At 73.0% G+C, this 22,144-nt stretch carries 21 protein-coding genes; 8 read left to right on the forward strand and 13 right to left on the reverse strand.

Translation table 11 applies throughout. The features are described from left to right. Positions 1-91: 91 nt before the first annotated feature. Positions 92-2,380 (forward strand): polysaccharide lyase 8 family protein, encoded by a 2,289-nt coding sequence (locus ACQEUU_RS24930; protein WP_433070051.1) that lies wholly within the window; start codon positions 92-94, stop codon positions 2,378-2,380. Between the two features lie 66 nt (positions 2,381-2,446). On the opposite strand, the gene ACQEUU_RS24935 is transcribed toward ACQEUU_RS24930, so the two are convergent. The 5 genes from ACQEUU_RS24935 to ACQEUU_RS24955 all read right to left on the reverse strand — a co-directional run bounded on the left by ACQEUU_RS24935 (position 2,447) and on the right by ACQEUU_RS24955 (position 6,754). After that, entirely contained in the window at positions 2,447-2,965 is a 519-nt protein-coding gene (locus ACQEUU_RS24935; RefSeq protein ID WP_433070054.1) for a hypothetical protein, read from the reverse strand. A gap of 139 nt (positions 2,966-3,104) precedes the next feature. Beyond that, positions 3,105-4,679, reverse strand: a complete 1,575-nt coding sequence (locus tag ACQEUU_RS24940; RefSeq protein WP_433070057.1) for an ABC transporter permease — start codon at positions 4,677-4,679, stop codon at positions 3,105-3,107. Further along, complete coding sequence (locus ACQEUU_RS24945; RefSeq protein ID WP_433070060.1) at positions 4,676-5,578, reverse strand: ABC transporter ATP-binding protein; 903 nt, start codon at positions 5,576-5,578, stop codon at positions 4,676-4,678. The genes ACQEUU_RS24940 and ACQEUU_RS24945 overlap by 4 nt, the downstream gene beginning before the upstream one ends. An 89-nt stretch (positions 5,579-5,667) precedes the next feature. Next, positions 5,668-6,507, reverse strand: a complete 840-nt coding sequence (locus ACQEUU_RS24950) for a universal stress protein (RefSeq protein WP_433070063.1) — start codon at positions 6,505-6,507, stop codon at positions 5,668-5,670. Between the two features lie 61 nt (positions 6,508-6,568). After that, positions 6,569-6,754, reverse strand: a complete 186-nt coding sequence (locus ACQEUU_RS24955; RefSeq protein ID WP_433070066.1) for a hypothetical protein — start codon at positions 6,752-6,754, stop codon at positions 6,569-6,571. A 253-nt stretch (positions 6,755-7,007) separates the two neighbouring features. Here ACQEUU_RS24955 and ACQEUU_RS24960 point away from each other — a divergent pair, with 253 nt between their 5' ends. Beyond that, positions 7,008-8,411 carry a DUF4389 domain-containing protein gene (locus ACQEUU_RS24960; RefSeq protein WP_433070069.1) on the forward strand — a complete coding sequence of 468 codons (1,404 nt, stop codon included), beginning with the start codon at positions 7,008-7,010 and terminating at the stop codon, positions 8,409-8,411. Positions 8,412-8,508: 97 nt separating this feature from the next. Next, positions 8,509-9,555 carry a zinc-dependent alcohol dehydrogenase family protein gene (locus tag ACQEUU_RS24965; protein ID WP_433070072.1) on the forward strand — a complete coding sequence of 349 codons (1,047 nt, stop codon included), beginning with the start codon at positions 8,509-8,511 and terminating at the stop codon, positions 9,553-9,555. Positions 9,556-9,645: 90 nt separating this feature from the next. Here ACQEUU_RS24965 and ACQEUU_RS24970 read toward each other — a convergent pair whose 3' ends face one another. The 3 genes from ACQEUU_RS24970 to ACQEUU_RS24980 all read right to left on the reverse strand — a co-directional run bounded on the left by ACQEUU_RS24970 (position 9,646) and on the right by ACQEUU_RS24980 (position 13,479). After that, complete coding sequence (locus tag ACQEUU_RS24970; RefSeq protein ID WP_433070075.1) at positions 9,646-11,556, reverse strand: hypothetical protein; 1,911 nt, start codon at positions 11,554-11,556, stop codon at positions 9,646-9,648. An 80-nt stretch (positions 11,557-11,636) separates the two neighbouring features. After that, a complete protein-coding gene (locus tag ACQEUU_RS24975; RefSeq protein ID WP_433070077.1) occupies positions 11,637-12,776 on the reverse strand; it encodes a purine phosphorylase in 1,140 nt (379 codons plus the stop codon). A gap of 7 nt (positions 12,777-12,783) precedes the next feature. Further along, positions 12,784-13,479: an NUDIX hydrolase gene (locus ACQEUU_RS24980; protein WP_433070079.1), complete on the reverse strand. Its 696-nt coding sequence runs from the start codon at positions 13,477-13,479 to the stop codon at positions 12,784-12,786. A 122-nt stretch (positions 13,480-13,601) separates the two neighbouring features. Here ACQEUU_RS24980 and ACQEUU_RS24985 point away from each other — a divergent pair, with 122 nt between their 5' ends. The 4 genes from ACQEUU_RS24985 (at position 13,602) to nhaA (ending at position 17,140) form a co-directional block, all read left to right on the forward strand. Beyond that, positions 13,602-14,570, forward strand: coding sequence for a helix-turn-helix domain-containing protein (locus ACQEUU_RS24985; RefSeq protein ID WP_433070082.1), 969 nt, complete (start codon positions 13,602-13,604; stop codon positions 14,568-14,570). After that, entirely contained in the window at positions 14,567-14,965 is a 399-nt protein-coding gene (locus ACQEUU_RS24990; protein WP_433070085.1) for a nuclear transport factor 2 family protein, read from the forward strand. Before ACQEUU_RS24985 ends, ACQEUU_RS24990 begins: the two co-directional genes overlap by 4 nt. Then, the gene (locus ACQEUU_RS24995; RefSeq protein WP_433070088.1) at positions 14,962-15,711 is read left to right on the forward strand and encodes an MBL fold metallo-hydrolase; all 750 of its coding nucleotides are present in this window, start codon (positions 14,962-14,964) and stop codon (positions 15,709-15,711) included. The genes ACQEUU_RS24990 and ACQEUU_RS24995 overlap by 4 nt, the downstream gene beginning before the upstream one ends. 109 nt (positions 15,712-15,820) lie before the next feature. Next, positions 15,821-17,140: a Na+/H+ antiporter NhaA gene (gene nhaA, locus ACQEUU_RS25000; RefSeq protein WP_433070091.1), complete on the forward strand. Its 1,320-nt coding sequence runs from the start codon at positions 15,821-15,823 to the stop codon at positions 17,138-17,140. A 79-nt stretch (positions 17,141-17,219) separates the two neighbouring features. On the opposite strand, the gene ACQEUU_RS25005 is transcribed toward nhaA, so the two are convergent. Beyond that, positions 17,220-18,605, reverse strand: coding sequence for an MFS transporter (locus tag ACQEUU_RS25005; RefSeq protein WP_433070094.1), 1,386 nt, complete (start codon positions 18,603-18,605; stop codon positions 17,220-17,222). 90 nt (positions 18,606-18,695) lie between these two features. Between ACQEUU_RS25005 and ACQEUU_RS25010 the strand changes: the two genes are divergently transcribed. Continuing rightward, on the forward strand, positions 18,696-19,268 hold the full coding sequence (locus tag ACQEUU_RS25010) for a TetR/AcrR family transcriptional regulator (RefSeq protein ID WP_433070097.1): 573 nt from the start codon (positions 18,696-18,698) through the stop codon (positions 19,266-19,268). Between the two features lie 29 nt (positions 19,269-19,297). Here ACQEUU_RS25010 and ACQEUU_RS25015 read toward each other — a convergent pair whose 3' ends face one another. The 4 genes from ACQEUU_RS25015 to ACQEUU_RS25030 all read right to left on the reverse strand — a co-directional run bounded on the left by ACQEUU_RS25015 (position 19,298) and on the right by ACQEUU_RS25030 (position 21,869). Beyond that, positions 19,298-20,143 carry a universal stress protein gene (locus ACQEUU_RS25015; RefSeq protein ID WP_433070100.1) on the reverse strand — a complete coding sequence of 282 codons (846 nt, stop codon included), beginning with the start codon at positions 20,141-20,143 and terminating at the stop codon, positions 19,298-19,300. Between the two features lie 230 nt (positions 20,144-20,373). Next, entirely contained in the window at positions 20,374-20,589 is a 216-nt protein-coding gene (locus ACQEUU_RS25020) for a PLD nuclease N-terminal domain-containing protein (protein WP_433070102.1), read from the reverse strand. Between the two features lie 80 nt (positions 20,590-20,669). Beyond that, positions 20,670-21,194 (reverse strand): hypothetical protein, encoded by a 525-nt coding sequence (locus ACQEUU_RS25025; protein ID WP_433070104.1) that lies wholly within the window; start codon positions 21,192-21,194, stop codon positions 20,670-20,672. 12 nt (positions 21,195-21,206) lie between these two features. Then, complete coding sequence (locus ACQEUU_RS25030; protein ID WP_433070106.1) at positions 21,207-21,869, reverse strand: universal stress protein; 663 nt, start codon at positions 21,867-21,869, stop codon at positions 21,207-21,209. Positions 21,870-22,144 lie beyond the last annotated feature (275 nt).

Raw genomic sequence — 22,144 nt, forward strand, 5'->3', positions numbered from 1 at the left:
CACGCCTCCGCGGAGCCGGCGCGGAGGCCCGGTCTGTTCACCGACATAGGATCGTTTGACCGATTGTTTGCCAGAATTTCGGAAGGCGGCCATGACTCACCCCCTCAGCCGGCGATCCGCCCTGCTGGGCGCCGGAGCCGTGGCCGGCCTCGCCCTCTGGGACGGGCCGGCGGAGGCGGCCGGCCGCGCCGCGTTCGACGCCGCGCGCGAGCGGTGGGTGAGCCTGTTGTCCGGTGGGTCGTCCACCGTCGTCCACACCGCCAAGACGCAGGCGGTCGAGGGCTCGGCCCACGCGGTGCTGCGCAAGCTGCGGCCCGCCCCCGACCGCCCCGGCCTGTGGCCCGACCTGCCGCTGGACGACCCCCGGACGGGCAACTTCAACCGCTCCTACAACCGCATGCGCACCCTGGCGCTGGGCTGGGCCACGCCCGGCACCGCGATGCACCGCGACGAGCAGGTGGCCGAGACCGCGGCCAGGGCGCTGGACTTCCTGTACGAGCACGCCTACCACGAGGACCTGGACCCGCGGGGCAGCAACTGGTTCTGGTGGGAGATCAGCGTCCCCCGCGCGCTGACCGACACCTGCGCGCTGCTGTACGACGGCCTGCCCCAGGACCGGCTCAGGCGCTGGCTTCGCCCGTTACGCCGGTGGTGCCCCGACCCGGAGCGCCGCGTCAGTCACCCCGGCGTCGTCGAGACCGGCGCCAACCGGGCGGGCAAGGCCACGGCGGTGGCGATGCGCGGGCTGCTCACCCACGACGCCCGGCTCGTCGAACGGGCCAAGGACGCGATCTCCGACCTGCTGCGGACCACCAAGGGCCCGGGTGACGGCTTCTACCGCGACGGGTCGTTCATCCAGCACGACGTGTACCCCTACACCGGCAGCTACGGCGTCGACTACCTGGAGAACGTGGCGAAGCTGATCGCCATGCTGTCGGACTCGCCCTGGGAGATCCGCGACAGCGGGAAGGTCTACGACATCGTGGACCGCTCCTTCGTGCCCTTCGTCTACGACGGGCTGATGATGGACTGCGTGCGCGGCCGGGCCATCTCCCGTCAGGGCCACCGCGACCTCCACGCCGGGCAGAAGACGGTCGAGGCCGTCCTCACCCTGCTGGAGGCGGCGCCGGAGCGCCACGCCCGGCGCTGGCGGCCCCTGGTGAAGGGCTGGCTCACCCGCAACCAGTCCATCCCGTACGACACGCTCGCGCCGCTGGCGACCATCGCGCGGGCCAGGGCCCTGCTGGAGGACCCGTCGGTGCCGGTGGGGCCGCGCACGACCGGCACGTACGTCTTCGCCGACATGGACCGGGTCGTCCACCGCCGCCCCACCTGGGCCTTCGCGATCGCGATGAGCTCGGAGCGGATCGGCGCGGCCGAGGCCATGAACCGCGAGAACCTGCACGGCTGGTACACCGGCGACGGCATGACCTACCTCTACACCGGCGACCTCTCCCACTGGAACGACGACCTGTGGCCCACGATCGACCCGTACCGGCTGCCGGGCACGACGGTGGACACCCGCAGGCGCGCCGACCTCCGGCACGGCGAGCCGCGCCTGCCCCCCACCCCGTGGGCGGGCGGCGTGACGCTCGACGGCGAGTACGGGGCGGCGGCGATGAGGCTGGTCGCCGGCGGCTCCTCGCTGCGGGCCAAGAAGGTGTGGTTCCTGCTCGACGACGCGGTGGTCGCGCTGGGTGCCGGCATCACCGCCTCCGACGGCCGCCGCGTCGAGACCGTCGTGGAGAACCGCAACACCCACGACGAGCATCCGCCGCTGTCCCGGGGCGACGGCTGGATCCACCTGGCCGGGGTGGCCGGCTACGCGCTGCTCGACGGGGCCGAGGCGAAGGTGATCCGCGAGAGGCGCACCGGCCGCTGGCGCGACATCGACAAGGGCGCGACCACGGGCGGCGACGGGACCCCGGTCACCCGGCACTACACGACGATCGTCGTCGACCACGGGGTCGATCCGCGCAGGGCGCGTTACGCCTACGCCGTGCTGCCCGGCGTCTCCCCCGCGCGGACGGCGGCCTACGGCGAGCGGATCGAGATCCTGGCCAACTCCGCGGCGGTGCAGGCCATCGCCCGCGACGACCTGCTCGCCGCCGTGTTCTGGCGGGCGGGGAGCGTCGAGACCGCACACGGCCGGCTCGCCGCCTCCGGCCCGTGCGCGCTGCTGCTGCGCCGCGACGGCGAGCGGGTACGGGTCGCGGTCTCGGACCCGTCCAGGACCTCCGGCGAGGTGCGGCTAACGCTGCCGTGGGCGGTGAGGTCGATCGAGAAGGGTGACCGCGGCGTGCGCAGGGCCAAGCGGGCGGTCGAGGTGGATCTGGGCGGCAGCCGTGGCCGGACGCGTACCGCGGTGGCGCGGATCTGACCTCCGGCAGTCCCCGGACGCGGTGCGGCCCACCCCCGTGGTGGGGGTGGGCCGCGTCGGGGCCGGCTACTGGAGCCAGGGGGTGCGCCGGACGATGGGCAGGTTGCCCAGTCCGAGGGTGGTGCCGGCGCCCGCCAGGGCGAGGCCGATCAGGACGATCGAGTAGATCAGGTGGTCGTCCATGAACGGGTTGGTGGTCAGGGGCAGCGCGGCCGCCCACATCAGCACCAGCATCACGGTGCCCGCCGCGGCGGCGATCCGCAGGCCCACCCCCAAGATCAGCGCGGCGCCCACACCCAGCAGACCGGCCATGAACAACCAGTCCACCCACGCCTGACCGGCCAGGGCCGCGAAGAAGCCGCCCAGCGCGTTCTCGCCCGTGCCCTTGAGGAACCCGGTCGTCGGGCTGCCGCCCGCCACCCAGGCCCGCTCGGCCGGAGTGGCGAACCCCAAGCCGAAGGTCTTGTCCAGGAACGCCCAGAGGAAGATCCACCCGAGCGAGATCCGGGCGATCGCCCACACGTAGTCCACAGGACGACGGGGGCGGGTCGCGGTGTCCTGGGCGGTCGGGTGTGTGGTGATCATGATGTCCCTCCAGGGGATCTGACAAATTCTTAGCTGACTTCATGACATCCGATCTCATCGGATGTATGCAGAGCCGTACGTCCCCTGATCATCGGACCTTATGCCGTACGCGCGACGGTGACCGGAAGGACTTCCGGCCCTACCGGCGCGGCCCGCCCCACAGAGCCGGCCCGCGTTCCCTGACGGCCAGGACCGCCGCGACGGCGAGCGTCCAGCCGGCCACCACGGCGAGGTCCGCCCAGGGCCACCTCCCGCCCGCCGGTCCCAGCACGGCGAGGAACGCGTGGGCCAGGTGCTTCAGCGGGAACGCGTCGCCGACCGCGCGCAGCACGCCGGGGAGCTCGCCGCCGATGACGAAGACGTCGGAGACGAACGCGAGCGGCAGGAACGTCCCGAGGGTGATCGCGTTCACCGTCTGCTGCCTGCTCGCGAACGCCACCACGAGGGCGCCGAGGAGCGTGAAGCACGCGCTGCCGACGACGATCGCCGCGAGCAGCCCGGGGACCATGGCCGGTTCGATCCCGACCCCGTACCCGAGCGCGGCCACCGCCGCCAGCACGCCGGTGGTCGCCACGATGACCAGCAGCGCCGTGGTCAGGTTGCCGGCGTGATAGGCCCAGCGGGGCAGCGGGGTGCCGGCCAGCCGCTTGAGCACGCCGCGCTCGCGGTCGCCGCTGATCGTCTCGGCGAGGTTGACGTACGAGGCCACGCCCACCGTGTACGTGATCATCGCGGCGAGCATGAACACCGGCAGCCGCACGCCCGAGGCCCGCGCCTCGCCGAAGATCAGCGAGACCAGCGCGAGGAGCAGCACCGGCAGGACCACGGTGAAGAACGCCGTGGACAGGTCACGGCGTAACCGGGTCGCCGCGTGCGCCGCCTGCGCGGTGATCAGCCGCCACGGGGTGGGGAGGCCCGGCCGCCGCGCCGCCCGCCGGCGCGTCACGGCACCGGCCCCGGCCTGGGCCGGTTCCCAGCGGAAGCGCCGGACGGCCACCGCCGCCCCGCCGATCCCCCAGGCCGCCACCACCGCGAGATGGCCGGCGGCGAAGCCGGAGCCGGTCAGGAACGGGTTCATGGCGTCCCTGACGGCGTTGGCCAGGTGCCGCAGCGGGAAGACCCAGCCCAGCGCGTCCAGCCAGGCGGGCAGCCGGGCGCCGACGAGGATGACGTCGGAGATGAACGCCAGCGCCAGCACCAGCCCGGTGCCGGCCAGTTGCACCGCCGCCGCGCCGCGCACCAGCGCGACCACGGCGAAGCCGAGCGCGGTGAAGCAGACCGTCCCCGCCAGCAGGGTGACCAGCAGCGCGGGCAGGGTCCGCCAGACGATCCGCACGTCGTAGAAGACCACCCCGGCCGTGAGCAGCAGCGTGACCGTCACCGCGGCGATCACCAGCGACGCGCCGGCCAGCCCGGCCAGGACCGCCGGAGCGGGCACCGGGGCGCCGCGCAGCCGCTTGAGCCAGCCGCGATCGCGCAGGTCGGCCAGCCGCATGGCGAGCACGCCGAAACAGCCCTGGGCGACGCCGAACACGGCCATGGCCGGCGCCACGAACTGCATCACCCGTACGCCGGAGCCGGGCACGACGACCGCGTTGCCCACCGCCGCGCCGACGATCACCATCATCAGCAGCGGTATCGCCAGGGTGAGGACGGCCGCCATCGGGGTGCGGAAGAAGGAGACGGTCTCGTGCCGGACCAGCCGGATGATCATGACGACACCTCGTTCACCAGATCGAGATAGACGTCCTCCAGCGACGGTCTGGCCAGGGTCAGCGAGGTCAGCTCGGTGCCGCGGTCCAGCGCCCAGCCGGTCAGCGTGTGCAGGTCGCGAGCGGGCTCGGCGGTCTCCAGCGACACGGCGGACCCGTGCGACTCCGGGCGGCCGGTGAGGGCCGGCAGGTCGGCCGGGAGCGTCCCCTCGGGCAAGCGGAAGGACAGCACGCTCGTACGCTCGGCGCCGATGAGGGCATCAGGGGCGCCGATGGCCACCAGGCGGCCCTCGCGCAGCACCGCCACCCGGTCGGCCAACTGCTGGGCCTCGTCCATGTAGTGGGTGGTGAGCAGGATCGTCGTGCCCGATGAGCGCAGGCCGTCTATCAGGTCCCAGGCGTGGTGCCGGGCCGACGGGTCGAACCCGGTGGTCGGCTCGTCCAGGAACAGCAGCTCCGGCCCGCCGACCAGCCCGAGGGCCAGGTCCAGGCGGCGCCGCTGCCCGCCGGACAACGTCCGGACGCGGGCGTCGCGCTTGTCCTTGAGCCCGACCTGCTCGACCACCTCGTCCGGGTCGCGGGACTCCGGGTAGAAGCCGGCGTACAGCCGGACCAGTTCGGAGACGGAGAACTCCTCCTCGAACCCGGCCTCCTGCAGCACGATCCCGATGCGCTCGCGGTAGCGGCGGCCGCCGGTGGCCGGGTCGAAGCCGAGCACCGACACCTCGCCGCCGTCCCGGTCCCGATGGCCCTCCAGGATCTCCACCGTCGTGGTCTTGCCCGCGCCGTTCGGGCCGAGCAGGGCGAACACCTCGCCGCGCTCGACGGTGAAGCTCACGTCGTCGACGGCCTTCACCGTCCCGTAGGTCTTGCGCAGTCCTCGTACGTTCACCGCTGACATGACCGGCTCCTTCCACCGACCACTTCACGCTCGCCCCCGCCCGCCGCGCGGGAACAGAGGCTTACGGCACCGCGAAAGACCCTGAAAGCTCAGGCCCGCTCGTCGCGGGGGCGGACCACCGCGATCGGGCAGGTCACGTGATGCAGCACCGCGTGGCTGACCGAGCCGAGCAGGGCGGAGGCGAGGCCGCCCCGGCCGCGCGAGCCCACGACCAGCAGGTCGGCCGTCGTGCCCGCCTGGATCAGGACGCTCGCGGGGTGGCCGATCTCCTGCTCGTCGACGATCCGCACGTCGGGGTTCTTCTCCCGCCAGGGCGCCACCCGCTCGGCCGCCGCCCGCATCTCCTGCTCGTGGACGTCCTCCGCCAGACCGCCGTAGGCGGCGGCGTACGGGGAGACGGCCGGCGTCTGCCAGGCGTAGACGACGCGCAGCGTGCCTCCCCGGGCGCGGGCCTGCTCGATGGCGTAGCGCAGCGCGGCCTCGGAGTGCGCCGAACCGTCGTACCCGGCGACCACCTCACCGGGACCGGCCACCGAGGGCCCGCGGACGATCACCACCGGCCCGGCGGCGTGTCCGGCCACGCCCAGCCCGACGGAGCCGAGGAGCATCCCGGCGAACCCGCCGCGGCCTCGGCTGCCGAGCACCACGCTGTCGGCGTCCGCCGACTCCTCGATGAAGGTCTCGGCCACTTTCCCGGCCCGCAGCAGCGTGCTCGCCCCGACGCCCGGGGCCAGCTCCCGCGCCCGGTCGGCGGCGGCGGCGAGCGTCCCCTCGCAGTACTTGCGCACGTCGATGCCGTGGGGCGCGTGCTCGCACACGTGCACGAGCCGAAGGCCCAGCCCTCTGCGCCGGGCGTCGGCCGCGGCCCACTCCACCGCCGCCGCCGCGGGTGCGGATCCGTCCACGCCCACCACGATGTGCCTGTTCATCGTCCCCTCCACTCCGCCAGGCGCGGAGCGGGGATGCCTCCGCCCCACGCCGGGCCGGACGTCAGCGCTCGACGGTGATCCGCCGGCCCTCTTCCTTCTCTTCGGCCAGGCCCACGCTCACACCGTCCTTGTGGACGGCCTTGACGTCGTCGGTCCGCGCCGTCGCGGGCAGTGTCACGGTTCTGGACAGCCACCCGCAGGCGAACGGGAAGGGGAGCTTGCTCTCCCTCCGCTCAGGCAGGTTCATGACGGCCTCCTCCCACGAGCCGGGCCATGGGTCGGGATCGCACACCTCCAGCACACGCCCCGCGCCGGGACGCGGACAGAGCAGGAGGTCCCCCAACGGCAGGGACCATCGGCGTTCGCCGGGCCCCTCTCCCTGCCGTCCCCCACGCCTTGGCCCCTGCCCGGAATCCGGCGGCGCTATCGGGGCCCATCGGCCGCTCAAGCAGGACCTTCGCCCGCAGGCGGCAAGCGTGAGGCGGTGGTGCGCTGGACCCATGAGTGCATATCCCGTACGGGTGGAGGCCCGGCTCGAGGAGCCGCTGAACCGGGGCCTGTGGCTCGTCAAGTGGTTCCTGGCGATCCCCCACTACCTCGCGCTCGGCTTCCTGTGGATCGCCTTCGGCGTCCTCACCGTCATCGCGTTCTTCGCCATCCTGTTCACCGGCCGCTACCCGCGCACGATCTTCGCCTTCAACCTGGGCGTGCTGCGCTGGACCTGGCGGGTGGCCTACTACACCTACGGCGGGCTCGGCACCGACCGCTATCCGCCGTTCACCCTCGGGCCCGCCCCCGGCTACCCGGCCACGCTGGAGATCGACTACCCCGAACGGCTCTCGCGCGGCCTGGTGCTGGTCAAATGGTGGCTGCTGGCCCTTCCGCACTATCTCGTCGTGGGCCTGTTCACCAGCGGCAGCCTCCTCGCCTGGAGCGACGGGCTGCCCGACGGCGGCGGCGGCGTCCTCTACACGCTGGACCGGGGCGGCCTCATCGGCCTCCTGGTCCTCGTCGCCGCGGTCAGCCTGCTGTTCACCGGCCGCTACCCGTACGGCGTGCACGACCTGGTCGTCGGCATGAACCGCTGGGCGTTGCGGCTGGCCGCGTACGCCACCCTCATGACCGACGCCTACCCGCCGTTCCGTCTGGAGCAGGGCGGTCACGAGGTGCCGCGGCTGGAAGCCCCGCCCGACTCGGCCCGCACCCCGGTACGGCACCGCCCCGGCTCCGCCGTGGCCCTGGCCGCGGGCTCCCTGCTGGTCTTCGGCGGGATCGCCGCCGCGGTCACCGGCACCGGCACGGCCCTGCTCGGCCAGGCGCGCGACGACGGCGGGTTCGTCGGCGCCGGCGCGCGGCAGCTGACCACCTCCACCTACGCGCTCACCAGCGAGGAGATCTCCATCGCCGGGCAGGGTGTGGCGTACCTGCGCGAGAGCGTGGGCCGCGTCCGCGTCCAGGCGTCCGGCAGCCACACCCCGCTCTTCCTCGGCATCGCCCGCCAGGACGACGTGGCCGCCTACCTGAGGGGCGTCGCCCGCGAGCGGGCCGCCCACCTCGTCTTCCCGCCCGCGTCCGCCGACGCCGGCTACACCCGGTATCCGGGCGCGGCCCCCGCCTCACCGCCCGCCACCCAGACCTTCTGGGCGGCCACCGGCAGCCGGAGCCTGACCTGGGACGTCCGGCCCGGCGACTGGGCCGTCGTCGTCATGAACGCGAACGGCACGCCGGGGGTGACGGCCGACCTCCAGCCGGCCGCCACGCTCCCCTGGCTGGAACGGGCGACCACCGGGCTCCTCGTGGCCACGGCGGTTCTGCTGCTCGGCGGCGGCGCTCTCATCCTGTTCGGCGTCCGCCTGGCGGCCGCCCCGGCCCCGGCTCCCGCGCCCACCGCGCCCGCACGATGACCCGCCGGCCGGACCGGAGCCGAAGAGCGGGACGTTCGCCCCTACATACCCCCGCCCACCAGCGGGAACGTGGATAGAAAGGCACTAGGAGGTCGCCATGAAAGCGATGGTCTACAACGGACCCGGCAAGCGCGTCTGGGAAGAGGTCCCGGACCCGCGGCTCACCGCCCCGGCGGACGCGGTCGTGCGCGTGGACGCCGTCACGATCTGCGGCACCGACCTGCACATCCTCAAGGGAGACGTGCCCGCCGTGGAACCCGGCAGAATCCTCGGCCACGAAGCCGTCGGCACCGTCATGGCGACCGGCGACGCCGTCACCACCGTCAAGGAGGGCGACCGCGTCCTGGTCTCCTGCATCACCGCGTGCGGCCGGTGCCGTTACTGCCGCACCAGCGCGTACGGGCAGTGCCTGGGCGGCGGCGGCTGGATCCTCGGCCACCGCATCGACGGCACCCAGGCCGAGTACGTCCGCGTGCCGTTCGCCGACACCTCCACCCATCAGCTGCCCGAGGCGGTGAGCGACGAGGCGGCGCTCATGCTCGCCGACATCCTGCCCACCTCCTACGAGGTCGGCGTGCTCAACGGCCGGGTCCAGCCCGGCGACACCGTCGTCGTGGTCGGCGCGGGACCGATCGGCCTGGCCGCCATCACGACCGCGCGGCTGTTCACGCCCAGCCACATCGTCGCCGTCGACCCGGCCGCGACCCGGCTCGAGGCCGCCAAGAGACTCGGCGCGGACGTCCTCGTCGGCGCCGGCGACGACCCCGCCGCCGCGGTCGCCGAACTGACCGGCGGCCTCGGCGCCGACGTGACGATCGAAGCGGTCGGCATCCCGGAGACCTTCGAGCTCTGCACCCGGCTGGTCCGCCCCGGCGGTCACCTGGCCAACGTGGGCGTCCACGGCGCCCCGGCCACGCTGCACCTCGAAGACCTGTGGATCCGCAACCTGACCATCACCACCGGCCTGGTCGACACCTACTCGACCCCGGCCCTGCTGGACATGGTGGCGGCGGGCCGGCTCGATCCCACGACGTTCATCACCCACCGTTACGGCCTGATGGACATGGAGGCCGCCTACCGGACGTTCTCCGACGCGGCGGAGACCGGAGCCCTGAAGGTGGTGCTGTCCCGCACCGGAACCTGACGGCGCCCCCGCCACCCGGCCCCGCGCATCACCGGTTCGCGGTGCCGCCGATGGCTGTGTGTCCACGTACGGGCCCGCCCTCGGGGCGCGTCAGGCGAAGATCGCGTTCACCGCCTCGCTCACCTCTGCCAGGGGCAGCTTCTCGCGTTGGCGTTCGAAGGCGATCCACTCCTTGCCCTCCGCTGCGACGCCCTCCAGCACGTGCAGGGCGTTGCCGAGGCCGGCCGTGCCGAGAGTCACGAGTGACGCGCTTCGCGGATCCTCATCCTCGACTTCGGTGACCTCGGTGGGAGGGTCGGTCACCTTGACCTTGATCGGATCGCCGTTGGTCAGCGTCAGCTCGAAGACGTTCTCTCCGGTGTCGGTCTCGGCGACCTGGACCGAGGTGAAGGCGTCGTAGCGGTAGTTGGTGCGGGCCCGTCTGCTGGTGGTGGCCTTCTTGAAGTCGAGGTGAACGGTCAGTTGCCGTACGCCGTCCTTGGTGAGGAGAAAGAGCAAGATCTTGTACTTCGAATAGCGCCATGGCCCCTTTTCGACGCGCGCCCTGTCGTAGGAGGGCGTGGCGGGCGCCTCGATGAAGGCGTGGGCCAGCACGTCCTGCCGCTTCAAGCGGTAGAGGCCCATCGCCTCCTCCATCAGCGCCTTACGGTCGCACTCCAGCCAGCGGGCGATCTCGAGATCGCCCGGCCGGTCGGCGAGTTTGCGCTTCCACCGCTCCAGGGCCTCCCGGCGGCCGGCCAGCAGGCTCTCCCTCTCCGCCTCGTCGGCGGAGTGCCGCCTGTATTCCGCGTCGATGCCCAGCCAGAAACGGGCCGCGCCCCAGACCGAGATCACGGCGACGAGCGCGGCCGGCGTCACGAAGAGGAGGCTGACGTTCGCGCCGCTCCAGGTCAGGAAGGCACCCGCCGTGGCCGCCACCACCGCACCGAGCACGCACATCGCCTTCACGGCTAGGGGAACGCGCAGTTCCTTGCGGTAATCCCACAGCGTGCCCGCGCGCCAGCGCCGGGCGACCTCGGCGACCAGGTATCTGGTGAGCCAGGCGACTCGTTTGTCGTTGACGGTGCCTTCCCGGTAGATGGTGACGACCTCATCACGTAAGGCCCGGCGGACGCCCGCCGTCTCCGACAGCCAGCGGGCCCGGTCAGCGCCCCGCGGGGTATAGCGCGCGGAATAGTGGTCGAACTGCCGGTCGATCTTCCTCGCGAAGCCGTCGCCGCGTGCGGTGGCCGCCTGCCCGCGCAGATACTCGCGGTCCTTGGCCTGGCGGCGCTCCTTCCTGCACCGCCACTCCGCGCCGCTGCGCACGCCGGTGTAGCAGCCGACCGCTAGAGCCAGCAGGGCGGCCGCCGTCCCCGTGCCGGTGTGCTGCCATGCCACGGTGCCGATGAAGCCGACAGTGACCAGGGCCAGCACGGTGGCCGCCGTGGCTCCGGCCCAGGAGCCGAACCCGACCAGAACGGGATCAGCCGGCCGCACTCGCGCGCCGGCAGGCTCCGGCTGAAAGAACTTCCAGGCCCGCTTCAGCCGGTCGTTGGCGTGACGGTCGCTCCTGGCCGCGTCGAAGGCGCGCGCCCAGAGGGCGTCCTCCGCGGAGCTGTCCAGGAACATCTCCATGTGCTGGAGGAGGTCGTTGCGCTGCTCGTCGGTCAGCTTCCTGAGCTCCTCCGCCAGGTCGGCGGCACCGTTCTCAGCAGGACGGGGCGTCAGGAGGTGGTCGACCAGTCTGATCGCGTCGGCCCACGCGTCGTCGTCCTTGACGGCGCCGCGCACGCAGCGCAGCAAGGCGATCTCCGCCGGCGGCACCTGCTGCAGAGTGCGTCCGCTGAACAGGGCCAGCAGCAGGTAGAAGCACGAGCGGCCGTTGACGTAGTCGCCCAGCACCACGGCGTCGCGGATGTACTCGCGCGCCTTGGGAGCCATCCCGCCGCGCAGGAAGTTGAGCCCCACCTTGAAGAGTTCCTGCGGCGAGGGGGCGGCCTCGACTTGGTAGACGCTCACAGGTCCGTGAATGGCCTCCGCCTGGACGGCGACGTTCGCCGAGTCCGCGGCGAGGTTGACCGCACTGTACGGAGACCCGTTCACAGGACGCCCCGGACGGCTGCGATGACGGCCGACACGTGCGCCGCCAGCTCCGCCACCTCCGCCAGGAGCCCGCGGAGTTTCCTGAGCGCGATCATCGCCTTGCTCCTGCCCCTCTGGGTGCTCTCGGCCAGCGACTCGGCGGCGACGGCGATCTCCTCCTCCGCCGCGGTGAAGGTGTCCTCGTCCACCTCCTGAGCCTGGCGCGCCCTGACGAGCCGGTCGCGCAGCTCGGCGAGTTGGGCGGCCGGATCGGCCGTCCGGCCCAGGGGCGGGTGTCCGATGACGACGTCGCCCTGGATGTGCCCGGCCTGCACGCCTACCCGGGCGTTGTCACGGGCGACGTTCCGCACGCTCTGGCTCATGTCTCTCGCCTCTCTCCCCGGATGGTGCTCGTGCTCCACGGCCAGTTCTTGAGCCAGGGCCGCGGCGAAGGCGGCGGCGCTGGCCGCCGCCTTCGGCTGCCAGTTCAGGCCGTCGGTCACGGTCTTGGTGCCGTCGGCGCGGTCGCTGATGCCGCGCACCACGGCCATGGGCAGCGACCTGTTGTGGTGGGCGGCTTGTGCGACGCCGGCCGATTCCATCTCGATCGCGAGCGCGTCGTTGTAGGTCCGGCGCACCCACTGCGCGTGCGCCGAGATCGCGGAGTCCTGCACGACCTCTCCGGCCGCGATCGGGCCGAAGCGCACCACGGGCACGGCCGCGTCCACGGGCAGGTGACGGGTCCAGGACTGGGTGCGGCACAGGTGGCGAGCGAGCTGGTCGGTCTCATGGGTGACCTCCCAGACCCGCGGACGGGCCTTGAGCCCGTCGTCCTGGCTGGTGCCGCCGTGGTAGGCGTACACATGCGTGGCCACCACCACGTCACCGAGGCCGATGCCAGGCCACAGGGCTCCGGCGACCCCCACGAACAGCAGTGCCGTCGGCGAGAACTCCGCGATCGCCCGTTCGGTGATCACTGCCGCTGGGTGGTTGCCCTTGCCGACCAGGCCTAGCGCCACCCGGTGCCCGTCGCCTGCGAGGCGGCCGAGTTCGAAGAGGGTGCCGGCGGCGTGGCGGTGCACGCGCGGGTCGGTCAGGTGTCCGCGGACGGCCTGGTACTCCAGATCGAGCGCGGTGAGGATCACGATCATGACCATCGACCTCCTAAGGCCGAGTCATCGGGGGGTTGAGGACGTGGACCGGACCGGCCTTGAAGAGCCGCGCCGGTCGCCCGTTCTGGGCTTTGCGCATCGGGCCGTCGGCGACGATGAAGCCCTTGGCGCCCTGGACTTTGCGGTAGAAGTTGCGGGGGTCGAGGCGCACGCCCCAGACAGCCTCGTACACCTGCTGGAGTTCCGAGATGGTGAAGGTCTCGGCGCAGAACGCGGTGGCCAGAGCGGTGTGTTCCAGCTTGGCACGCGCGCGCTCGACCCCCTCGGCGAGGATGCGGTGATGGTCGAACGCCAGCCTCGCGCCCGGGGCCAGCGCGTCGTCCACCGGCGTCCAGGAGGCGTTGGCTGCGTCGGTGCCCGCGACGGGCTCCGGCAGGCGCGGGGCGACGGCCAGGTAGGCGACGGACACGACGCGCCCGCGTGGGTCGCGGCCCGGCTCCCCGTACACGGCCAGGGGTTCCAGGTGCACCTCCGACAGGCCGGCCTCCTCCGTCAACTCCCGGCGCGCCGCCGCCTCGATGTCCTCCCGCTCGTCGTGCAGGAAGCCGCCCGGCAGGGCGAGGGCTCCGCGGAACGGGTCGACGCCGCGCTCGACGAGCAGGACGTGCAGGCGCGTGTCGCGCAGGGTCAGGATCACCAGATCGACCGCGAGCAGGATGCGCGGCGGCTGCCAGAGGTCGTCGGCCATGACCACACTCTAGCTTTTTGTCAGATCGACAGGAATACCATCCCCGGAGCCCCGCTCCGCTCTCCGTAAGAGAGCAAAGGCGGTCAGGCCACAAAGGGGTGCGGGGCCGGAGAATTCCGGTCATGGACAACGTTCGGCCCGATCGCCTGCGGGCCCTGCTCGACCCGGTGCTGGACGCGCTCGACGAGCGTCTCGACGGCTGGCAGCTCGCCGGCCGGGCCCATCTCAGCCGGTTCCACTTCGATCGGCTGCTGTCGGCGGGGCTCGGTGAGGCGCCGGCAGCCTTCCGCCGCCGGCTGCTGCTGGAGCGGGCCGCGTGGCGGCTGTCGCGGGGGACGTCCGTCACGGAGGCGGGGTTCGAGGCCGCGTACGACTCGACCGAGGCGTTCTCGCGCGCCTTCCGCCGCGCCTACGGCACCGCCCCGAGCGGGTTCGCCGCCTCGGCCGGGGACTTCCGGCTGCCCGCGCCGAACGGCGTCCACTTCCACCCGCCCGCGGGACTGCTCGTCACCGGAGAAGCATCGGAGACCCCTATGGACCTGACCGACCGGCTGATAGACCACGACCACTGGCTGACCGGGCGGCTGCTCGACGACGCCGGGCGCCTCACCGACGGGCAGCTCGACCGGGAGGTGCGGCCGGGCCACGTCGTGCTCGCCTTCGACGGCTCCGAGCCGACCGCCCGCCACATGCTCGACCGGCTGATCTGGACCAAGGAGGTCTGGAGTGCGGCGATCGCGGGCCGTGACATGCCCGCCGAGGGCGAGCGCTCGCTCGACGGGCTGCGCACGCGCTGGGAGCGGTCGGGCGCGGAGTTCCGCGCGCTCGCGTACGACATCCGCAGGCGGGACGCCTGGGACGACGTCTTCGTCGACGCGCTGTGTCATCCACCGCAGAGCTTCACCCTGGGCGGCGTGATCGCGCACGTGCTCACGTTCGCCGCCCACCGGCGGCAGGTGCTCGCCGGGGTGCTGTCCGAGCTGGGCGTCGAGGACGTGGCGCCCACGTGCCCGATGGAGTGGGAGCGGGCCCGCCTCGCGGACCGGCCGCACCCGCCCACGCGGCTCCGGGGCGCGGAGGAGGCTCGATGACGGGCACGCCGCAGGACGCCGTCGCCGCGTGGTGGCTGGCGATGCGGGACCGGGACCCGGAGGCTCTCGCCGGGCTCGCGGTGCCGGACCTGCTGTCTTCCGGCGGCCCCTCCGGCCGCACCGTCGGGCTCGCCGGGCTGCTCGCCGAGGCGGCCGCGTTCTTCGCCGAGGCCAGGATCGACACGTGGTCGGTGGACGACCTCGTGGTGCGCCCGTACGGCTCCACCGCCGTCTGCTCCTACCGCTGGAGCGAGAGCGGCAGCCATCTCGGCGTGCCGTTCGCGATGCGGGGCCTGGCCACGGACGTGCTGGTCCACCGCGACGGCAGGTGGTGGCACGTGGCCCATCACGTCAGCGCCCTGCCCGGGCCCGCGGACGACGGCGTCGGCCGGTGAGCGGGCAGGTCGTCGTGCTGGGGAGCTGCGGCGCGTTCCCCGAGCCCGGCCGGGCGTCCAGCGGCTTCCTGGTGGAGCAGGACGGCTTCCGGCTCGTCCTCGACCTCGGCTACGCCACGTTCCCCCGCCTGCTCGCCCGCCGGCCGGACGCGGACGTGGACGCGGTCGTCATCACCCACGAGCATCCGGACCACTGCGTCGACCTGCACGCCCTGTTCCGCATGCGGCTCTACGGCGGGTCCGGCGGAGCGCGGCTGCCGCTGTACTGCCCGCCCGGCGTCCTGGACCGCCTCGGCGGGCTGGAACCCGACGTGGACCTGCGGGCCGTCTTCGACCCGCACCCGCTGCCCGGCGCTTACCGGGTGGGGCCGTTCGAGCTGACCGGGACGCTGCTGCCGCACCACGTCCCGAACGCCGGGGTCCGGCTCACGGCCGCGGACGCCGTCCTGGCCTACACCGGGGACACCGGCCCGACCCCGCTCCTGGCGGAACTGGGCCGCGACGCGGACCTGTTCATCGTCGAGGCCACCGACAGGGCCGGGGAGGCGGAACGCCCCGCGCGCAACCTGATGACCTCCGCCGAGGCCGGGCTCTGGGCCCGGAGGGCCGGCGCGCGCAGGCTCATGCTGACGCACTTCTGGCCCGGCGGCGACCGGCCGGCGGCGGTGGCGGCCGCCCGGTCGGCCTTCACCGGCGAGGTCCTGGCCGCGGAGGAGGACCTCGTCGTCGGGTTGAGCCGCCGCTGACGGCCCCGGTGAGGGGAAGCCGCCTGGCAGTGGGTAAGGTGGCGGGTGGTGCGCCGGGAAGTCTGGTCGGCAATGTCCGGTCTCGTACCCGAAAGCCTGGAGCGCCGTCATGACCAGCCCCGCGCCGTCCCGTCGTCCTGCCCTGCTCGGCCGCGGTTCCTGGAGCGAGACGCTCAGGATCGGCGCCATCCTCCGCAAGGAAACCGTCGGCGGAGCGTTGCTGCTGGTCGGAGCGGTAGTGGCGCTGATCTGGGCCAACTCCCCCTGGGCCGGCTTCTACGAGACGCTGCGCGACATCCGGTTCGGGCCCGAGGCTCTCCATCTGAACCTGAGCCTGGCGAGCTGGGCCGCTGACGGCCTGCTGGCGATCTTCTTCTTCGTCGCCGGGCTGGAGCTCAAGCGCGAGTTCGTCGCAGGTGACCTGCGCACCGTCCGGCGGGCCGCGGTGCCGATCGCGGCCGCGCTGGGCGGGGTGATCGTCCCGGCGCTGCTGTACCTGCTGCTCTCCCGGGGCGTGGAGGGCGCGGCCCGCGGGTGGGCGATCCCCACCGCCACCGACATCGCCTTCGCCCTGGCGGTGCTGGCGGTCATCGGCCGTTTCCTGCCCACGGCGCTGCGCACCTTCCTGCTCACGCTCGCCGTGGTCGACGACCTGGTGGCCATCGTCATCATCGCGCTGTTCTACACCGCGGACCTGTCGCCGCTCCCGCTGCTGGCGGCTCTGGTGCCGCTGGCGATCTTCACCGTGCTGGTGCAGCGCCGGGTGCGCTCATGGTGGCTGCTGCTCCCGCTGGCCGCCGCCACGTGGACGCTGGTGCATGCCTCCGGGGTGCACGCCACCGTCGCCGGCGTGCTGCTGGCCTTCGCCGTGCCCGTCCTGCGGAACGAGCGGAACGACGGCCCGGACACCGGGCCCGGCCTGGCCGAGCACTTCGAGCACCGTTTCCGTCCCATCTCGGCCGGAGTGGCGGTGCCGGTGTTCGCGTTCTTCTCGGCGGGAGTGGCCCTCGGCGGGCTGGACGGCCTGACGAGCGCCCTGCGTGATCCGATCGTGCTGGGCGTCGTGGCGGGCCTGGTGGTGGGCAAGCCGCTCGGGATCATGGCGGCGACCTGGCTCATGGCCCGTTTCACCCACGCCGACCTGGACGAGGACCTGGCCTGGGTGGACATGCTGGGACTGTCGATGCTGGCCGGGATCGGGTTCACCGTCTCGCTGCTGATCGGCGAGCTGGCCTTCCCGGGCGCCGACGACCACGTCAAGGTGGCGGTGCTCACGGGCTCGGTGACCGCGGCGCTCCTGGCGGCGGTGATCCTGCGCCTGCGCAACCGCGCCTACCGGCGCATCCACGAGCTGGAGACCGCCGACCTCGACCGGGACGGCGTGCCGGACGTCTATGAGCACCCCCGGACGGAACCGGCCGGCGGATGAGACCGCCGGTGGGCGGCGGCGCGTCTTCTCAGCGGCGCCGTCGTGGACACCGCTGAGAGGACTGTCACCTAAGCGCCGGTCAGGAGGGCACCGGATCCTCCTGCCTCGACCGGCCGGGCGTCACCAGGGCTGCGACGGCGACGCCGGCCGCCGCCGCCGCGGCGGCCACGGTGAACCCGCCGGCGAACCCGCTCAGCGTGTTCCCGGTCAGGCTCGCGGCGGCGACGCTGGAGACGACCGCGGCGCCCAGGGAGGCGCCGAACTCGTGGAAGGTGCTCACGATCCCGGAGGCGATGCCGGCCTCCTGCGGCGCCACCTGGCCCAGCGCGGTCGCCGAGGCGACGACGAACAGCGCACCGGTGCCCGCCGCCGCGATGGACACGCCGACCACGACGACGGCGGGACGCATCGACACGGCGGGCACGGCCAGGCCGAGCGCCGCCACCGCCAGGCCGGCGACGGCCGGAGCCCGGCCGCCCCAGCGGCCGATGACGCGGCCGGTCAGGTTGGCCCCGAGCATCGTTGCCACCGCCACGGGGAGGAACAGCAGGCCGGTGTGCAACGCGCCGTATCCCTGGGCCTGCTGGAAGTAGAAGGTGCCGAGGAAGAACACCGCGATCATCAGAGCCGTCGCCATCAGGATCAGGAACGCGCCCGTCGCCACGGGCCGCCGCACGAGCAGCCGGACGTCCATCAGAGGAGACCGCGCCCGCCGCTGCCACCCCACGAACAGGACGTAACCCACCACGGCGGCCAGGACGAGCCAGCCGGTGCGTGAGGTGAGCCAGCCTCCCTCTCCGGCGGCGATCAGGGCGTAGATCAACGACGCGGTGGAGGCCGTCACCAGGAACGCGCCGAGGAGGTCGACCCGCGGCCGTCCGGCCGCCCAGGGCAGCGGCTTCGGCACGATCACGGCGAGCACCGCGGCGATCGCCACCCCGATGGGCACGTTGACGTAGAAGACCCACGACCATCCGGGTCCCGCGGTCAGCAGGCCGCCGAGCAGCACGCCGAGAGCGGCTCCGCCGCCGCCGAGAGCGGACCAGACGCCCAGGGCCTTGTTCCGTTCCTCGCCGTCGAACAGGGCCACCACCAGCGAGAGCGCCGACGGTGACAGCAGGGCGGCGCCGACACCCTGCGCGATGCGGGCGCCCACGAGCATGGCCGCGGTCTCCGCCAGCCCGGCGGCCAGGGACGCCCCGGTGAAGACGAGGAGTCCGGTGAGCATGACGGGCTTGGCGCCCGCCAGGTCGGCGATCCGCCCGCCGAGCAGCATGAGCCCGCCGAAGGTGAGCGTGTAGGCGCTGACGGTCCAGGTCAGCGCTTCGCGGCTGAGCCCGAGGTCCGTCTCGATGTGGGGCAGGGCGATGGCGACGACGGTGACGTCGAGGATCAGCATGAGCTGCGCCACCCCGAGGAGGCCGAGGACGCGCCAGCGCGCGGGGTGGGCGGGTGGTGGGTTCATGAGGTCTCCATGCCGGTAACTCGTACGTCTATATACGAGCTTTGCCCTGACTATAACTCGTATACAGGCGTACGCGTTAGAGTTTCCGGCATGGTTGAGCCGCGCCCCAGGCGCCGGGCCGATGCCGAGCGCAGCATCGCCCGCATCGTGTCCGCCGCCCGCACCCTGCTGAGCTCCGATCCGCACGCCAAGACGGACGACATCGCCAAGGCCGCCGGCGTGGGACGGATGACGCTGTACGGGCACTTCGGCACCCGGGCCGAGCTCGTCGACGCGGCGCTCGTCGACGCGCTGAGAGCCGGTGACGAGACCCTGGCGGCCATCGACCTGGCCGGGGACGCGGACGAGGCGATGACGCGCCTGCTGGCGTCGAGCTGGCAGATCGTGGCCGAGTCCGCGGCCCTGCTCGCCGCGGCCGAGGAAGTGCTCCCGCCCGGCCGGATCCGGGACCTGCACGACAAGCCGGTGCGGCGCATGACCGAACTCGTCCGGCGCGGTCAGGACCAGGGCGTCTTCCGCGCCGACCTGCCCACCGGGTGGCTGGTCAGCGTGGTCCAGTACATCCTGCACGGCGCGGCGGCCGAGCTACGGGCCGGACGCCTGGCCCCGCACGAGGCCGCGGACGTGGTGACCAGGTCAGTGCGCTCGGTGCTGACCGGCTGAAGCGCACGCCGGCCGGGAGCGGGGGGAGGTCACCCCGCGCGGACGACGGCGACCGTGCAGCGCGCGCGGTGCAGCACGCCCCTGCTGACCGAGCCCAGCAGCGCCGAGCTCATCGCGCCGCGCCCGTGGGAGCCCACCACCAGCAGGTCGGTCTCCTCCGACACCGCGACGAGCGCCTCGACCGCTTCCTTGCGCGGGAAGTCCCGGATCACGGTCACGTCCGGATGCTTCTGGACGAAGGGCTTCAGCAGCGCCTGCACCATCTCCTCCCGGGCGGCCCGGTCCTCCTCCAGGTCCAGCGGGAACCCCGCCCCCAGCGCCTGGACGGGCGGCCGGCAGGCGTGCACCACCCGCAGCGTGCCGCCGCGCAGGGCCGCCTGCTCGAAGGCGTAGGCCAGCGCGGGCCGGCACTCTGCCGAGTCGTCCACGCCGACCACGACCTGCCCGTACGTGGGCCGCCGGGTTTCCTGCACCACCACGACCGGGGCCTCGGCGTGACCGGCGACCTGGTCGCTGACCGAGCCGAGGAGGGCGCCGCCGACGCTGCCCAGACCACGGCTGCCCACCACCACCTCCGCGGCCGTCCTGGCCTGCTCGCGAAGGACCACCGCGGGCGTCCCCTCCGCCAGCCTGGCCTTCACCTCGACCTCGGGCTGCCGTTCGTGGACCAGGGCCACCGCCTCGTCAAGAGCCTTCTGCCCGGCCCGCCGGAGCTGGTCCGGCCGATCCGGGTCGGGGAATCTCGCGATCTGGTACGGCTGCCGGTCCACCGCGTAGACCAGCGTCATGGGCTGGTGCGTACGAAAAGCGTCATTTGCGGCCCAGGCCACGGCGGCACGCGCCGGCAGGGAACCGTCGACCCCCACAACGATCATGGCGTCCTCCTTCGTTCCCTTCCATCACACCGGAGGCGCGGGGACATGTGCAGGGCCGGAAGTCCCGGCCGCCGGGAGCCGAACGGCCGTGAACTGCGGGTTCTCCAGCCGTCCCCCTGAGGACTTCCGTCGGTGCCGCCTGACCCGGATGCGGGAGAAGGACATGGCGAAAAAGACGACGGGCCGCCCGAGGCGGCCTCGGGCCCGTCGTCGCGGCACGGCGGGGACGGCTAGCGGTTCCCGCCCCGCCGGCCCCACAGCAGGTAGGCGACGGGGCCGACAGGCTGGACCAGGATGCCCAGCCACCACAGCCCCTTGCGCCCGCGAACCTCCCGCTCCGGCCGGTGGTAGAGGTCCACCGCGGCGGTCGCGGTCAGCGCGAGCTCCACCGACGCCAGCGCCATCACCATGCCCTGCTGCCTGCTCGTCATCTCGTTCCAGCGCATGTGCCGGCCCCTTTCCCCGCTCCCGGCCCGCACGGGCCTGCGCCCATCCCCGCTGGCGGGATGGGCGCTGTTCCTTCGTCCTACTTGAGCCAGCCGTTGCGCTGGACGATGGGCAGGTTGCCCAATCCGAGGGTGGTGCCGGCGCCCGCCAGGGCGAGGCCGATCAGGACGATCGAGTAGATCAGGTGGTCGTCCATGAACGGGTTGGTGGTCAGGGGCAGCGCGGCCGCCCACATCAGCACCAGCATCACGGTGCCCGCCGCGGCGGCGATCCGCAGGCCCACCCCCAAGATCAGCGCGGCGCCCACACCCAGCAGACCGGCCATGAACAACCAGTCCACCCACGCCTGACCGGCCAGGGCCGCGAAGAAGCCACCCAGCGCGTTCTCGCCCGTACCCTTGAGGAACCCGGTCGTCGGGCTGCCGCCCGCCACCCAGGCCCGCTCGGCCGGAGTGGCGAACCCCAAGCCGAAGGTCTTGTCCAGGAACGCCCAGAGGAAGATCCACCCGAGCGAGATGCGGGCGATCGCCCACACGTAGTCGACGGGGCGGCGCGGGTGCGCGGCAGCGGTCCCCGTGACGGCCTGGCTGGTGGTGGCGGCCATGTCGGCCCCCTTTCAGAAGGATTCGCCTTCTCTGTGTCGCCTCAAGCACATCGTGTCGGCGGTTCTGGCGGCAGTGCCGTACGGCCTCCGGCAGCGGGACCTTGGTCCCCGTGGACCACGGCGACGGGGCAGGGCGCGCGGTGCGCCATGGCCTGGCCGACGGAGCCGAGAAGCAGGCCGCGGACCTCGCCCAGCCCGCGCGCCCCGGACCACCAGCAGGCGGGCCTCGCGGGCGCCGCGTTCCTCGGCGTCTCCGCGCATCACGATCACCGGGCAGCGGGCGTGGGCGGCGACCTGGCCGCTCACCGAGCCGGCCGCCATGCCGCGCAGCGTGCCGTACCCCCTGGCGCCCACCACGATCGACGCCGCGGTCCCGGACAGCTCGACCAGGAGATCGGACGCAGAGCCGCGGTCGGTCAGCGAGTTCACGGGCAGATGGGGATGGCGGCGTGCGACCCAGGCGGCCGCGGCCTTGACCAGCCGCTGGGCGGGACGTTGGACGAGGCCGAGCGGCACCGGCTCGCCGGGCCACTCCTGGTGCGGCCACTCCCACGCATGGCACACGGTCAGCGGCAGCCCTCTGCTCTCCGCCTCGTCGGCGGCCCAGCGCAGGGCCTCCCGCGCCGACGGCGAACCGTCGTAACCGACCACCACGCCGAGCTCGTCCTCGTTCATCATCGCCTCCGGTTCCCGATCTCCTTTCACGTTCTCCCGGCGGGCCGAGGCCGTTCAGGGGCGTTCTCCTCGCGCTGCCGGGACTTTGGTCCGTTCAGGAGTCGAGGCCCGGACCTAACACGTCCGGTTTGGGGATATTTAGGTGCATAACGCCGCTCTGTGGGGAGTAGACCAGCCTGCGTGATTCTGATGAGCCGGAGGTGATGGCCGTGGAAGGGGACGGGGATGCGACCCGGTGGCGGCGTGCCGGAGCCGCGGCGCCCGCCACCCGGCCT

The sequence above is a fragment of the Nonomuraea sp. CA-218870 genome, assembly GCF_050936535.1.
Taxonomy (GTDB): domain Bacteria; phylum Actinomycetota; class Actinomycetes; order Streptosporangiales; family Streptosporangiaceae; genus Nonomuraea; species Nonomuraea corallina.